Here is a 13,517-nt window from a genome sequence, read left to right on the forward strand (position 1 = left end):
GGCGCCGATCGTGGCCGGGGCGGCAGTGCGGTCCGGTTATCCGTCGATACCGTGCACCGGCGGTACGACCAGGGTCCGGTTCTCCGGCGTACCCCCGAGGACGATCTCCCGCAGCGCCGAGTTGTTGGTCGTGCTCAGCTCGGCCAGCCGGTTCTCCGGGTTGGCGAGGACCTGGATGTGGTACGTGCCGTTCGGCAGATCGGTGATCTCGAACGACTGTCCCGGCCGGTACTGGCTGTAGGTGTCACCGTTGCCGATGTCCAGCACCTCACGCACCGCGACCACGGTGTTCGCCCCGCACGACGTGGACAGGTCGGTGTTGTCCGGCCGCCACTTCGCGTTCGGGATGGTGTAGTCGACCGCATCCGTGTTGGCCAGGCAGAACGCCTCCTTGCCGCTGCGCACCGCGAGCGACTGGTCGGCGTTGAGCAGGTTGTACTGCGCGAAGTCGGTGAAGTGCCAGTGCATGTGACCCTCGCGCGGGTCCCACTCCATGGTGCCCGCCTCCTTCGACCCCACCTGGTTGCCCTTGGCGTCGAAGAAGTACTGGTAGGCGTCCATCAGCTCGGTCCCGGAACGCCGGAAACCGTCCACCAGCAGCGGCGACGTGCCGGCGTTCCACACGGTGGCGCCGAAGTTCACGTACCACTTGCCGTCGGCGTCCTCCTCCAGCGCGATGTCCCACGCGGGCAGCGACCGCAGGTCCGGCTTCGGGCCGCTGGGCACCGCCGCCAGCGTCGACGGGCGTTTCGCCGGGGCACGGAACTCCGGCAGATAGGACGAGACCTGCCGTTCCGCGTCACCCTCGGCGCTGTGCAGGTCGTGCTCGCCGGCCGGCGCCGCCTGCGGGTCCTCGGCCTCCGCCTGACGTTTCGCGGCGAGACCCGCGCCCTTGCCGTCCTCGCCCTCGACCACCGACACGTCGACGGTGAGTGACGACGTGGTGATGCCGAACAGGTCCCGGTAGACCGGGTTCACCGTCGCGGTCGCCGTGTAGTCACCCGGCACGAGGTCGAACGTCTCCTGCTGCGGCACGTCCGGGACGGCCGCGTTCCAGCCGGCCTGCACGCCCCACACCGCGCCGAGCGTGAACGGGTTGTACCCGCCGCAGTCCCGCGGGTAGGGGTTGGTCGCCGGGGCGTCCGGCCGGGTCCGCGCCGAACTCCAGGTGTTGCCGCAGAACGAGGTCGTGTACTCGGTCACGACCTCCCCCGATGCGTTCGCGATGCTGATCGTGGTGAAGTCCTTGAGACCGTTGAAATCGGTCACCGTGCCGGCCGGCAGGGTCACCCACTTCTTCTTGCCGTTCTGGGTCACCAGGCGCTCGGCGACGATCGGCTTGTCGTACCCGCTGCGCTTCGCCCGGATCTCCAGCGGGTCGGCCCCGGCGATCACGTGCAGGCCGAGGTCGAAGTTCAGGTAGACCTCGTCCTCCCACACGAACCTCTCGGCGGTCACCGCGGACGTCGCGGCGACGAACGAGAGCGGCGGCGGCGTCGCCGCCCAGGCCTGGGCGACACCCACACCGGCCGCGGTGAGCGCCAGCGTGCTGCTCACCGCGACCATGGTGAACAGGCGTTTCTTCGGGTCAGCCATGTGATCCTTCCCGGTTGGTCGGCCGGCGGTGTTCCGGCCGCTTCCGGGCCATCGAAGGCGATCGACTGTGAAGTTCCTATGAGGACAGAACCGGTTGGCACGATCTGGGGAGGCCGGTCATTCTCCTTCAGGGGTACGCGGAAACGACCGCGTCCCCACCCACGCCGGCCCTCACGGACTCCCGGAAGGCGATCGGTGTGACGCCGGTCCGCTGGTGGAAGTACTTGCTGAAGTTGGTCGCACTGCTGAACCCGAGCCGCGTCGCCACCCGCGACGCCGTATCGTCCCCGTGCGCCAGCAGCCGGCGTGCCTCCAGCACCACCCGGCGGTCGATGAACTCCTTCGCGTTCACCCCGGCCGCCGCCTGCGTGGCCCGGGACAACGTCCGCGCCGAGTAGCCCAGCAACCGCGCGTACTCCTCCAGTCGGCGGCTGCTCGCGTACCGGCGCTCCACCGCGTCCCGGAACCGCAGGAAGGCATCCGCCGGAGCGGGCGCCGGGGCGCCGGCGACCGGCCCGGCGTGCGCCAGGCGCAGCACGAACGCGGCCAGCAGATGACGCAGCACGTCCTGCTGCGCGTCCAGCGGCAGCCGTCCCGGATCGTCGAACGTCGCCGCCAGGTGGCCGAGCGCCGCGGTCAGCCGCCGGTGCTCGTCGCCGGCCGGCCGCAGCAGCACCGGGGCGTACGGGTCGTCGAGCCGGGCCGCCGACGCCGGCTCCGCGCCCAGGAAGTCCGGCCGGAACAGCACCAGCGTGCCCTCCGCCCCGGACGGGTCGCCCCACTGCTGCACCTGGCCGGGCCGGACCCACAGCCACGAACCGGGGGAGAGGTCGTGGGCGGTGAAGTCGACGGTGTACCGCAGCACGCCCGTCCGGACCGTCAGCACGTGGTGGAACGTGGGGCGCTGCAGCGCGCCGAGCACGCCGCCCGCGGTCCGCTCCCGCAGCCGGCCGAGCCCGACCACCTCCATCCCGGCGGCGATCCCGGCCGGGGCGGCGAACCGGATCTCCGGAATCCCGGACGGGGCGTGTCGGTTTTTGACCATCACGGGTCGTGATCGTACCCGGCTGGGGCCCCGGGACGGACCTAGCGTGGTCGCTGCAGGACATCACCACCGAAGGGGCGCCGCATGACCACCACGCTGCTCCACGAGTACCGCGACCTGATCGACCTCGACGAGGTGTTCCGTCCCGCGGCCGAACCCGCCCCGGCGGCCGCCCACGACACCCTCGTCGGCGAGTTGCTCCCCCTGCTCGCGGCCGGCAGGGCGATCCCGGCCGCCGGCGACGCGGGGAGCAGACGGGCGCTGCTGCGCGCACTGCTGACCGTTCGCGGACCGGGACCGCTGCCACCGGACGCGGTCCCGAAACTCGACGCGCTGCTCGGCGGTGAACGGCAGGCACGTCACACGGTGGACGCGGCCGGCCTGCCGACGATCGCCGACGGGTACCCGGGAACGGGGTACCCGGCCGCCGAACGGACCGTCCTCTGGCAGGGCGACATCACCGCGCTGCGAGCGGGTGCCGTGGTGAACGCCGCCAACGACCGCCTGCTCGGCTGCTTCCAGCCGGACCACCGGTGCGTCGACAACGTCATCCACGCCGCCGCCGGCCCGCGACTGCGCGCCGACTGCGCGACGATCACCGGCACCCGCCCCGGACCGGAACCGTCCGGAACGGCGACGATCACCCGGGGCTACCACCTGCCGGCCGACTACGTGATCCATACCGTCGGGCCGATCGTGGACGGTCCGCTGCGGCCGGGGCATGTGCGGACGCTCGCTCACGCGTACACCAGCTGCCTGGATCTCGCGGCAGAGGCCGCTGGCATCCGCACCCTGGCCTTCTGTTCGATCAGCACCGGACTGTTCGGGTTCCCGGCCGCTCGGGCCGCCCGGATCGCGCTGGACACCGTCGCCGCCTGGCTCGCCGCCCGGCCCGGCCTCCCGCTCCGGGTGATCTTCGACGTCTGGAGCACCGCCGACCTGGACCACTACCGCCACGCCCTGACCGAGAAGGATCCCTCATGACGATCACCGCAACAGTCGACACCATCCGCGACTGGCTGGCCGGCGCCGACCGGATCCTGATCGGCGCCGGCGCCGGACTGTCCGCCGCCGCCGGATACGACTACACCGACACGCGGCGCTTCGCCGAACTGTTCCCCGCGCTGCACCGGCGGGGACTGCGCGCCCGGTACGAACTGATCGGCGCCCCGCTGCCACCCGCGCTGCTCTGGGGATACTGGTCCACGCACGTCGCCGACGTCCGGTTCGGCCCCGGCCCGCACCCGGTGTACCGGAAGCTGCGCGACCTGGTCGGCGACCGCGACCACTTCGTGATGACCAGCAACGTGGACGCGCTGTTCGCCCGCAACGGCTTCGACGCCGACCGGGTCTACACCCCGCAGGGTGACTACGGCCGCTACCAGTGCGAACGGCCGTGCACCCGGGAGACCTGGGAGAGCCGTCCGATCGTCGACGCCGCACTCGCCGCCTACGACCCCGCCACCGGCGAGGTGACCGACCCGGACGCGATCCCGGCCTGCCCGCGCTGCGGCGGACCGGTGTTCCTCAACGTCCACAAGGGCCCGGAGTACATCCCCGACTTCCACCTGCCCGCCCGCGACCGCCTGCAGCACTGGCTGGCCGCCGGCGGACACGACGAACGCCTGCTCGTCCTGGACATCGGCAGCGGCTACAACACCCCGAGTGTGATCCGCTGGCCGATGGAACGCCTCGCCGCCGCGGCCCCCGGCGGACGTCTGATCCGGATCAACCGCGACCACCCGGACGTGCCGGCCACCCTGGGCGGCGACGCCCTCGGCGTCGCCGCTCCCGCCGACGTCCTGCTGGCCCGCCTCGGGTAAATCAGCGGCGGATCAGGGCCGGGTTCGGCAGACTGCCCGGCATGAAGTACCTGTACTTTTGGGGTCACCAGCCCGAAGCCGACGGCAGCGCCGGGGCCGGTTGCCTCAGCCAGTGGTTCCCGTCGTCGTTCACCCTCGACGGCGTCGTGTTCGCGAGCGCCGAGCACTACATGATGTGGGGCAAGGCCCAGCTGTTCGGCGACGCGGCGATGGCCGAGCAGATCCTGGCCGCCCCCCATCCCCACGCGGCGAAAAAACTCGGCGGCCGGGTGTCCGGATTCGTTCAGGAGACGTGGGACGAACACCGGGTGCCGATCGTGGTCGCCGGCAACACCGCCAAGTTCCGGCAGCACCCGGCGCTGGGGGCGTACCTGCTCGGCACGGGCGCCCGGATCCTGGTGGAGGCCAGCCCGATGGACCGCATCTGGGGCATCGGGCTGACCCGCGACGATCCGCGCGCCGCCGATCCGGCACAGTGGCGTGGCCAGAACCTGCTGGGCGTCGCGTTGATGCAGGTCCGCGACATTCTCCGCGAAAATCCCTGACAAATACCTATGATCAGTACGCGGTGAAGCCGCGCGTTTCCGCCGTCCTTGCCGTCCTTGCCGTCCCCGCTGTCTCGACCGGCAGGAGCGCGCCGCCATGAGGAACCCCACCCGCAGTCTCCTCCTCACCGTCGTTCTCGCTCTGCTCGTCGTCGCCCCGTCGGTGCGCGCGGCTGCGGGACCGCCGATCCCGCAGCCCGACGTCTACACCTACTACTCCCTCGAGTCGTTCAACATGCCCGGCCACTTCGTCCGGCACCGCTACGCACTCGGCGAGCTGACCACCGTCACGACCGACCTGGACCGCGACGACGCCACCTGGACGCTCGTACCCGGACTGGCCGGCACCGGCATCGCACTGCGGTCGAAGAACTTCCCGAGCTACTTCCTGCGGCACCACGCCGGCCGCCTGACAATGGACCAGTCCGACGGCAGCGCGCTGTTCCGCGAGGACGCCACCTTCCACCTCCGGCCCGGCAACGCCGCCGTCGGCGCCTCCTGGACGTCCTTGGAGTCCTACAACTATCCGGGCCACTACGTGCGCCACACCGGCTTCCACCTGTGGTTGACCGCCGACGACGGCTCCACCGCATTCGCCGAGGACTCCACGTGGGCCTTGGAACCCCCACTGGCCGACCTCCGCTGACCGGTTCGGTCGGCGTCTCGGGGCCCCGGGTGTGTAAAGACATCGGCTGACGTCCGTGGTGGGCCTGACGTCCGTGGTGGGCCTGACGTTCGTGATCGAGTGACGGGTGTGTCCGGTCGTAGGCGTGGACGGCTGTCGTTCCTGAGGGGCCGGCGTTCGTGATCGACCGCCGCGTTTGCGCAGCCGTCGCTGGTGGTGGTTTTGTGGGCCGCGTAGAGCCACTGGCGACGGCTGGGTGGGCTCGGCCGTCGTCGACGGTGGTGTAGGTGGTTCGGGGCAGACCGTGGGTGACGGCTGGGTGGGCTCGGCCGTCGGTGGTGGTGGTTTCGGGGGCTCTGGTCGACCGTGGGCGACGGCTTGAACTGCTCAGCCGTCGCCCACGGTTCCCCCGCGTCGCTGGGCTGTCGCCTGTCGCCGGATCGGGGCTGCCGATCGTCGGCCAAGATCGTTGTCGGCGGCTGCCGCGCTCGTCTTCCTACGAGGCTGCTGGAGCGCCGTGCCAACGGGCGGGGCTGGGCCTACTCAGGTAACGGACAGGTTTTATACAGCGGGAGGCGTGCCCCCGCCTTCTACCCTGGGGGCAGGTCGGAAGCATGCGAGGAGAGGGCGCGGTGGGATTGATCAAGCGATTCGTGTTGTCCATGATCGCGTCGAAGCTGGAGCGGCGCCGAGGGCAGAGCGCGGCTGTCGACGGCTTGCTCAGGGAGGTCAACCACCGGCTGCACCGGGGCACCTACGGGCATCCTGGGGCCTACGGGCAGCACTACGGGCATCCGGGGGCGCCGCATTACGGGCATCACGGCCACTATCGCCACCATGGTCACTACCGGCATCACGGGCACTATCGGCGCCGCCGTTTCTGGTGAGCCTGCCCGGCCACGCACCAACACCGGCCACGCACCAACACCGGCCACGCACCAACACCGGCCACGCACCAACAGCGGCCACCAGACAACAGCGGCCACCAGACAACAGTGGGCGGGGACCGGGCCGGCCGGAGGGATGACACCCGCCCGGGGGACGGTGTCCGGGGACCAGCGCCCAGGGGGACGGCGGTCCGGAGCAGGACGGTGGCGACCCGGGTGCGGGCCGGAGGTGGTACGGGTGAGGAACGGTTGCGATTCGGTGATAAGTGAGGCTGGGGAAGCTGGCGAATCCGGCCCGGCCGGAGCATGAGCCGACGATAGTGGGAGCGTGGATCTGGCCCAGCCGTGGCTGGAGGTGGAGCGTCTCCACGAGTATCGGCTCCTCGACAGTCCGGCCGAACAGGAGGTGCAGGCTGTCGTCCGGGTTGCGGCCAGTGTCGCCGATGTCCCCACCGCCAGCCTGAACCTTCTCTGCGACGACCGTCTGTACGAGTTCAGTACGGTCGGTTTCACCGGCTCCGTTCACGCCCGCGGTGACACCCTGTGCGGGCAGACGCTGGGGCCGGGTGAGTTCGTGCAGTTGACCGATGCGGCGGCTGATCCGCGGCATCGGGACGATCCGGCGGTGCGGGCCGGCCGGATCCGGTTCTTCGCCGCCGCCCCGCTGGTCATGGCGGACGGCACCGTGCTCGGCAGCCTGTGTGTGTTCGACCGGGTGCCGCACACTCTGGACGCCCGGCAGGTTGCCGCGCTGTCCGATCTGGCCGCCGTGGTGGTGGCGCTCTTCGAGCGGCGCAGTGAGGTGCGCCGTAACGCCGAGTTGGTGGCCGCCGCCGACGCCCGGCAGGAGTGGATCGAGCTGGTGCTGGATTCGATCGACGTGGCGGTGCTGGCGGTCGACGTGCAGGGGCGGTTCACCCGGTTCAACCGGGCGGCCCGCCAGTGGCACGGCCTCGATGTGGCCACGGGTCCGGAGGGTGTCGTCGCCGGTTTGTGTGCGGGGGCGGGGGACGGGATGCTCGTCCGCGCCCCGGACGGTGAGGCCATTCATGTGCGCGCGGACCGCCGGGAGTTGCGGGCCGCCGACGGGTCGCTGCTGGGTACCGTCGTCGCCCAGTCGCAGGACACCGCCGACCTGGCCCGGCGCCGGCTGATCGAGCAGGCCCGGGAGCGGTTCGCGCGGGCCAATGCGGAACTGTTGCGTTCCAACGCGGATCTGAGCAACTTCGCCGGGGCGGTCAGCCACGACCTGGCGGCGCCGCTGGCGGCGGTCGGCGGCTACCTGGAGTTGCTCGAGGACGAGATGCGGGGTGAGGCCCGGGAGTGGGTGGCCGCGGCCGTCGCCGCCGTCGGCCGGATGCGGGACCTGATTCATGCGCTGCTCGACCACGCGAGGGCCGGTAACGCGCCGGTGCAGCCGGTGTGCGTACCCCTGAACGATCTTCTGACCGAGGTTCTGGACGATCTGCGGGTGGAGATCACGGCGGCCGGTGCGCGGGTCACCGTGTCCGGGCCGTTGCCGATGGTCGACGGCGATCCGGTGCTGCTGCGGCAGTTGCTGCAGAACCTGATCACCAATGCGGTCCGGCACCGGCATCCGATCCGCCGGTGCGAGGTGTCGGTGGGGGCGGTCGGCGGCGCGTTCCGGGTGGTGGACAACGGTCTGGGCATCCCGGCGGATCAGCGGGAGGCGGTGTTCGGCATGTTCACCCGGGTGGACGGGCGGATCAGCGCCGGGCACGGGGTGGGCCTGGCGATCTGCCGGCGCATCGTGGACCGGCACGGCGGGGACATCCGGGTGGAGGACAGCCCGGGTGGTGGCGCGACGGTGGTTTTCACGTTGCCGGACGGTCAGGTTTCGGCGGCCGCTGCCGATACGCGTTAAGTGGACCTGGCGCAGCGGATGACGGAGCACGAACGCCGTCGGCTGGTGGCCCTGCACGAGTACCGGTTGCTGGACAATCCGGCCGACGACGAGTTGGAGGCCGTGGTCCGGGTCGCCGCTATCGTCGCCGGGGTGCCGACCGCGACCCTGAACCTGATCGACGAGAATCGACAGTGTCAGCTGACCACCGTCGGTTTCGAGGGCGGCGATTCGGCGCGCAGCGATTCGATGTGTGCGGTTCGGTTCGAGACCGGGGAGTTCGTCTACCGGCCGGATGCCCGTCTCGATCCGGTGTACGCGGTCAACCCGTGGGTCACCGGCGTCCTGGCCGACGTACGGTTCTACGCCTCGGCGCCGCTGGTCACCCCGGATGGGCACGCGCTCGGCAGTCTGTGCGTGTTCGACGGTGAGCGGCACGAGCTGACCGCCGAGCAGATCGAGCGCCTGCAGGACCTGGCGCAGATCATCCTGGCGTTGTTCGAGCGCCGCCGGCAGGCCCGGATCAACGCCGAGCTGGCGATCGCCGCGGAGGAGCGGCAGCGGTGGACCGACACGCTGCTGGAGACGATCGACGTGGCGGTGGTGGCGGCCGACCCGATGGGCCGGTTGACATTGTTCAACCGGGCCGCCCGGGAGTGGCACGGCCTGGACGCGGACCCGGACGTCGACCCGTGGGACTTCTCCGACAAGTACGACCTGTTCGAGACGGACGGCCGGACCCGGCTGGCGCACCACCGGATCCCGCTGTTGCGGGCCCTGCGCGAGGGCTGTGTCAGCGACGCCGAGATGATCATCCGGCCGAAGCACGGTCAGCCCGTGCACGTCAGTGTCAGCGGCCGGGCCCTGTGCGGGCCGGACGGGGCGCCGCAGGGCGCGGTGGTCGCGATGAACGACGTGACCACGGCCCGTGCCCAGCAGCGCGCGATCGAGGAGGCCCGCCGGGAGCTGGCGTCGGCCAACGCCGAACTGCGCCGGTCCAACGCGGACCTGACGAACTTCGCGGGCGCGGTCAGCCACGACCTGGTGTCGCCGCTCGCCGCGGTCGGCGGCTACCTGGAGCTGATCGGCGACGAGGCCCAGGGCCTGTCCCTGAAGTGGGTGGAGTCGGCGGGTAAGGCCGTCGAGCGGATGCGGGACCTGATCGGTTCGCTGCTCGACTACGCCCGGGCCGGCAGCGCCCCGGTCCGGCTCCAGGAGGTGGATCTCGCCGACATCGTCGAGCAGGTCCGTCTCGACCTGGGTTCCGACGCGGACGCGGCGAACGCCCGGATCAGCGCCGAGGGCGCGCTGCCCGCGGTGGCCGGCGACCCGGTGCTGGTCCGGCAGCTGCTGCAGAACCTGGTCGCCAACGCGATCAAGTACCGCCACCCGGACCGGTCGCCGGAGATCACGGTGAGCACCGGCGACACCGGCGACGGCTGGGTGATCCGGGTCGCCGACAACGGCCTGGGCATCCCGGCGGACCAGCGCGGCAGGGTCTTCGACATGTTCACCCGCCTGGACAACGCGCCGGCCGCGAAGGGGCACGGCATCGGGCTGTCCACCTGCGCGCGGATCGTCGAGCGGCACGGCGGGACGATCGAGGTGGGGGATTCGGCGAGCGGCGGGACGACCGTGTCGTTCACCCTGCCGAAGGCGGCGTCATCGTCGGGGGAACCGGAATGACACGGGCCACGTCCAGGTAATTGCTGTCGATGTTCAGCGTGACGCCGTTCCAGGTCTCGCGATGCGGGCCGCGATACTGTTTCATCCGCCGCTGCGGCGACCAGTGTCCGACCGGGATCACCTTGTCGTGCACCGTCGCGGCGCCGTCCCAGCGGGCGAAGTTCACGAAGTCCGGCCGGTCGTAACCGGACCGGTGATAGGCGGCGACCTGGTCGGTCACGCCGGAGGACGCGCTGCTGTAGAAACCGGAGAGATAACCGAGCAGGTGCAGCCGCCCGGTCCATCCGTGCACGAATGCCAGAACACCGTTGCGGCAGGCGGCATTGCCCGTCTGATAGGCCTCCATGTCGTAGAACAGCACGCTCTGCGGCGGCAGCCCCAACCGTCCGGCCTGCCATGCGGCGTCCTCGGCGGCGGCCCGTCCCATCGCGGCGGCCCGCCGGTTGTCGATCCGGTGTCTCTTGTTCACCTGGCTGCAGCTCGCCTGCGGTCCGACGTAGAGCGGGATCATCCGCCAGCCGCGTTCCACCTGTTCACGGACCCAGGACGGGGTCAGGTGCGGTTGCGCGCAGCCGCGGTTGTTGCCGCCGAAATAGATGCCGACCGCACGGTAGGAGGAGCGCAGCCACGCTTTCATCGCGGCGCCGGACGGCGCGGTGCAGGCGTCGAAACCGTACCCGCGGAAATCACCGGGCTGTGGCGGGACCGGTGCGGCGGCCCGCGCAGGCGCATTGGCGAATGTCATTGAGAGGAAGCAGCATGTCGCGGTGAGCGCGCCGAGGAGACCGCGGGGCGATGACAGCATTTCGGACCTTACGTCGGGGGCCGTTCGGGCTTGCAATCAGCCGTTCGGCCGGGCTTCGGTCCCGGTGAGCCTTTTGCCCTCTCTTTTTCTGGGGTACGCGTCAGAGCACGTCGACCGGCATCCGGCGGGTCGCGGCCCCGGCAGTCCGAACATGATCGTTGAAACGTGGTCCGGGGTGTGCGAGCATCAGCACACACTAATAGCCCGTGACCTCTCCCACTTGGGCTCGGGAGTAAATCCGCAGCTCAATTAGGGTGCGCGAGTGGAATCCCTGAACCTGTTGAACCGGCGGAAACGCTTGGTGGCCCTCCTGGCGCTCGCTCTCGGCGGCGTCGCGATCGGCCTCACCGAGTTCGTCGCCATGGGACTCCTCCCCGAGATGACCCGGGACCTCCTCCCGGACGTGTGGGCCCGGACACCCGAAACCGCCGTCGCGCAGACCGGCTGGGTCATCACCGCGTACGCGATGGGGGTGGTCGTCGGCGCGCCCCTGATCGCCGTGCTCGCCGTCCGGATGCCGCGCAAGCGGCTGGTCCTGTCCCTGCTCGTGCTCTTCACCGTGGCGACCGTGGCATCCGCGCTCGCCCCCACCTTCGAGACCGTGCTCGCCGCCCGGTTCGTCGCCGGGATCCCGCACGGCGCCTACTTCGGCGCGGCCGGGCTGCTCGCCGCGGCGCTGATGGGGCCGGGCAACGAGGCCCGCGGCTTCGCCATCGTGCTGGGCGGTCTCACCCTCGCCAACGTGGCCGGCGTCCCGGCCATCACGCACCTCGGCCAGACGTCCGGCTGGCGGATCGCCTACCTGGTGATCGCCGCGGTCTTCCTGCTCACCACGCTCGCCGTGCTCGCCCTCGTGCCGCCGGTGCCGACCCCGGTGCAGGGCTCGCCCGCCGCCGAACTGCGCGCTCTGGGCCGTCCCCAGGTCTGGCTCGTCGCGGTCACCGCGGCCATCGGCTTCGCCGGGTTCTTCGCGGTCAACACCTACATCTCACCGGTGACCACCGAGGTCGCCGGGCTCAGCACCGGTCAGGTGCCGTGGGTGCTGGTCTCGCTCGGCCTCGGCATGACCGTCGGCAACGCGTACGGCGGCATGTTCGCCGACCGCAACCTGCGCGGCGTCGTCATCGTCAGCTTCTGCGGGGCGATCTGTTCGATGGCCTTCTTCGCGGACACCGCACGCACCGTCACCGGTGTCTACATCGGTGCGTTCCTGATCGGTGCCACCTGCCTGGCACTGGGGCCGGCGCTGCAGGCCCGCCTGATCGCGGTGGCCCCGGACGCGCAGCTGATGGGCGCGGCGGTCAACCAGTCCGCGATGAACATCGCGAACAGCCTGGGCGCGGCGGTCGGCGGCCTGGTGATCGCCCGCGGGTACGGCTACCTCGCCCCGGCCTGGACCGGTGTGGCCCTCGGTGTCGCCGGCCTGCTCCTGGCGATCGTGAGTTTCGCCCTCGACCGGGAGCGGCGGCCGCTCGCCCGGACCTGACCGGCGACGGCCGTTCACCTGATGGCCACGCGATGTTGGGACGGTCGCGTTCGGACACGCGCATAGGGTGGTCGAGCAGTTGAACGAGCGGTAACGAGAGGCGATCCGATGCGTAGCTCGATGCTCGACGTCCGGACCAGTCCCGACGGCAGTGTGGTCATCCATCCGCACGGATCCGTCGGGCCGGACGACGCGGTGGAACTGCGGCAGGTGCTGGTGCACACGGTCCGCCGGGTCCGGCCCCTCCGCATGATCGTCGACCTTGCCGACGTGGCCGAACTCGATCCGATCAACCTGGGGTCGGTGGTGGCCGCCTGCGGGCTCGGCGACGACCACCGGGTGGCGGTCTTCGTCGACAATCCCAACGACCACCTCGCCGCGCAGCTCCACGCGGCCGGGGTGCCGTCCCCGCGGCTGCGCGCCTGCGTCCCGCCGCCGCCCCGGTGAACCCGGCAAGAGGTTTTTCAGGGAGCTGCCATCGGCTGTTTCCCTGGTGTTCACCGAGGTCGGCATAACCTTCGGCCATGAGTACCGCCACCGTCGCCCGCCCCCGCGTTCTCGCCGGCCGCGCCGCCCGAGCACGTGATCTCGCGGAGTCCCTCATCGGGGACAGCGGGGACCGATGGCGGCACACGGCCGGGGTCGCCGCCCGCGCGGCCGAGCTCGCCGACCGGCTCGACCTCGACCCGGACGTCCTGGTGTCGGCCGCCTGGCTGCACGACATCGGCTACGCCGCCCGGATCGCGCTGACCGGTTTTCATCCCCTCGACGGCGCCGTGCACGTGAGCGCCGAGGGCTGGACCGCCCGGATCGCGGGCCTCGTGGCGTATCACTCGGGTGCCCGGTTCGTCGGTGCGGCCCGCGGATTCGCGGCCGGGCTGGCGGCGTTCCCGGACGAGCGGACCCTGATGTCCGACGCCCTCACCTACGCCGACCAGACCGTGGGCCCCAAGGGCGACCGGGTCGACCAGGCGTCGCGCTACGCGGAGGTGCTGCTCCGGCACGGGCCCTGCTCCTGGAACGCGAAGGTCGACCCGATGCGCGGCCCGCACCTGCGGTCGGTGGCGGCCCGGGTGGAGCACGCGCTCGTCGGCGGACCTGCAGCGGGGCTTCCCCTCGCCGGCTGAGAGCTGTCCTGCCCCCGTCGCTACGGTT

At 71.1% G+C, this 13,517-nt stretch carries 13 protein-coding genes; 10 read left to right on the top strand and 3 right to left on the bottom strand.

Annotated features, from left to right (window positions below; translation table 11 throughout):
* Positions 1-36: 36 nt before the first annotated feature.
* Both QSK32_RS34755 and QSK32_RS34760 read right to left on the bottom strand, forming a co-directional pair.
* Complete coding sequence (locus QSK32_RS34755; RefSeq protein WP_045747920.1) at positions 37-1,596, bottom strand: lysyl oxidase family protein; 1,560 nt, start codon at positions 1,594-1,596, stop codon at positions 37-39.
* Positions 1,597-1,723: 127 nt separating this feature from the next.
* Complete coding sequence (locus tag QSK32_RS34760) at positions 1,724-2,641, bottom strand: helix-turn-helix domain-containing protein (protein WP_285474387.1); 918 nt, start codon at positions 2,639-2,641, stop codon at positions 1,724-1,726.
* Positions 2,642-2,725: 84 nt separating this feature from the next.
* Here QSK32_RS34760 and QSK32_RS34765 point away from each other — a divergent pair, with 84 nt between their 5' ends.
* The 7 genes from QSK32_RS34765 to QSK32_RS34795 all read left to right on the top strand — a co-directional run bounded on the left by QSK32_RS34765 (position 2,726) and on the right by QSK32_RS34795 (position 10,071).
* Complete coding sequence (locus tag QSK32_RS34765; RefSeq protein ID WP_285474281.1) at positions 2,726-3,625, top strand: macro domain-containing protein; 900 nt, start codon at positions 2,726-2,728, stop codon at positions 3,623-3,625.
* Positions 3,622-4,464: an SIR2 family NAD-dependent protein deacylase gene (locus QSK32_RS34770; RefSeq protein WP_045747923.1), complete on the top strand. Its 843-nt coding sequence runs from the start codon at positions 3,622-3,624 to the stop codon at positions 4,462-4,464. Before QSK32_RS34765 ends, QSK32_RS34770 begins: the two co-directional genes overlap by 4 nt.
* A 41-nt stretch (positions 4,465-4,505) precedes the next feature.
* Positions 4,506-5,009, top strand: coding sequence for a riboflavin biosynthesis intermediates N-glycosidase (gene ybiA, locus QSK32_RS34775; protein WP_285474282.1), 504 nt, complete (start codon positions 4,506-4,508; stop codon positions 5,007-5,009).
* 97 nt (positions 5,010-5,106) lie between these two features.
* Positions 5,107-5,655 carry an AbfB domain-containing protein gene (locus QSK32_RS34780; RefSeq protein ID WP_052721210.1) on the top strand — a complete coding sequence of 183 codons (549 nt, stop codon included), beginning with the start codon at positions 5,107-5,109 and terminating at the stop codon, positions 5,653-5,655.
* Between the two features lie 611 nt (positions 5,656-6,266).
* A complete protein-coding gene (locus QSK32_RS34785) occupies positions 6,267-6,521 on the top strand; it encodes a hypothetical protein (protein WP_157411513.1) in 255 nt (84 codons plus the stop codon).
* 328 nt (positions 6,522-6,849) lie between these two features.
* Entirely contained in the window at positions 6,850-8,406 is a 1,557-nt protein-coding gene (locus QSK32_RS34790) for a sensor histidine kinase (RefSeq protein WP_045747348.1), read from the top strand.
* Positions 8,407-8,424: 18 nt separating this feature from the next.
* Positions 8,425-10,071 carry a sensor histidine kinase gene (locus QSK32_RS34795; RefSeq protein ID WP_045747374.1) on the top strand — a complete coding sequence of 549 codons (1,647 nt, stop codon included), beginning with the start codon at positions 8,425-8,427 and terminating at the stop codon, positions 10,069-10,071.
* On the opposite strand, the gene QSK32_RS34800 is transcribed toward QSK32_RS34795, so the two are convergent.
* Positions 10,028-10,816 carry a DUF1906 domain-containing protein gene (locus QSK32_RS34800; RefSeq protein ID WP_052721146.1) on the bottom strand — a complete coding sequence of 263 codons (789 nt, stop codon included), beginning with the start codon at positions 10,814-10,816 and terminating at the stop codon, positions 10,028-10,030. The genes QSK32_RS34795 and QSK32_RS34800 overlap by 44 nt on opposite strands.
* Positions 10,817-11,147: 331 nt before the next feature.
* Between QSK32_RS34800 and QSK32_RS34805 the strand changes: the two genes are divergently transcribed.
* The 3 genes from QSK32_RS34805 to QSK32_RS34815 all read left to right on the top strand — a co-directional run bounded on the left by QSK32_RS34805 (position 11,148) and on the right by QSK32_RS34815 (position 13,489).
* A complete protein-coding gene (locus tag QSK32_RS34805) occupies positions 11,148-12,362 on the top strand; it encodes an MFS transporter (protein ID WP_285474388.1) in 1,215 nt (404 codons plus the stop codon).
* A 108-nt stretch (positions 12,363-12,470) separates the two neighbouring features.
* The gene (locus tag QSK32_RS34810; protein ID WP_285474283.1) at positions 12,471-12,809 is read left to right on the top strand and encodes an STAS domain-containing protein; all 339 of its coding nucleotides are present in this window, start codon (positions 12,471-12,473) and stop codon (positions 12,807-12,809) included.
* Positions 12,810-12,886: 77 nt separating this feature from the next.
* Complete coding sequence (locus tag QSK32_RS34815) at positions 12,887-13,489, top strand: HD domain-containing protein (RefSeq protein WP_285474284.1); 603 nt, start codon at positions 12,887-12,889, stop codon at positions 13,487-13,489.
* The last annotated feature ends 28 nt before the right edge of the window (positions 13,490-13,517 follow it).

Source organism: Actinoplanes sp. NBRC 101535 (genome assembly GCF_030269225.1).
Classification (GTDB): Bacteria; Actinomycetota; Actinomycetes; order Mycobacteriales; family Micromonosporaceae; genus Actinoplanes; species Actinoplanes rectilineatus.

Coding starts and splice junctions, on each gene's coding strand:
- QSK32_RS34760 (WP_285474387.1), bottom strand. CDS start 2,641: ATGGTCAAAAACCGACACGCCCCGTCCGGGATTCCGGAGATCCGGTTC.
- QSK32_RS34810 (WP_285474283.1), top strand. CDS start 12,471: ATGCGTAGCTCGATGCTCGACGTCCGGACCAGTCCCGACGGCAGTGTG.
- QSK32_RS34770 (WP_045747923.1), top strand. CDS start 3,622: ATGACGATCACCGCAACAGTCGACACCATCCGCGACTGGCTGGCCGGC.
- QSK32_RS34765 (WP_285474281.1), top strand. CDS start 2,726: ATGACCACCACGCTGCTCCACGAGTACCGCGACCTGATCGACCTCGAC.
- QSK32_RS34780 (WP_052721210.1), top strand. CDS start 5,107: ATGAGGAACCCCACCCGCAGTCTCCTCCTCACCGTCGTTCTCGCTCTG.
- ybiA (WP_285474282.1), top strand. CDS start 4,506: ATGAAGTACCTGTACTTTTGGGGTCACCAGCCCGAAGCCGACGGCAGC.
- QSK32_RS34815 (WP_285474284.1), top strand. CDS start 12,887: ATGAGTACCGCCACCGTCGCCCGCCCCCGCGTTCTCGCCGGCCGCGCC.
- QSK32_RS34755 (WP_045747920.1), bottom strand. CDS start 1,596: ATGGCTGACCCGAAGAAACGCCTGTTCACCATGGTCGCGGTGAGCAGC.
- QSK32_RS34800 (WP_052721146.1), bottom strand. CDS start 10,816: ATGACATTCGCCAATGCGCCTGCGCGGGCCGCCGCACCGGTCCCGCCA.
- QSK32_RS34795 (WP_045747374.1), top strand. CDS start 8,425: ATGACGGAGCACGAACGCCGTCGGCTGGTGGCCCTGCACGAGTACCGG.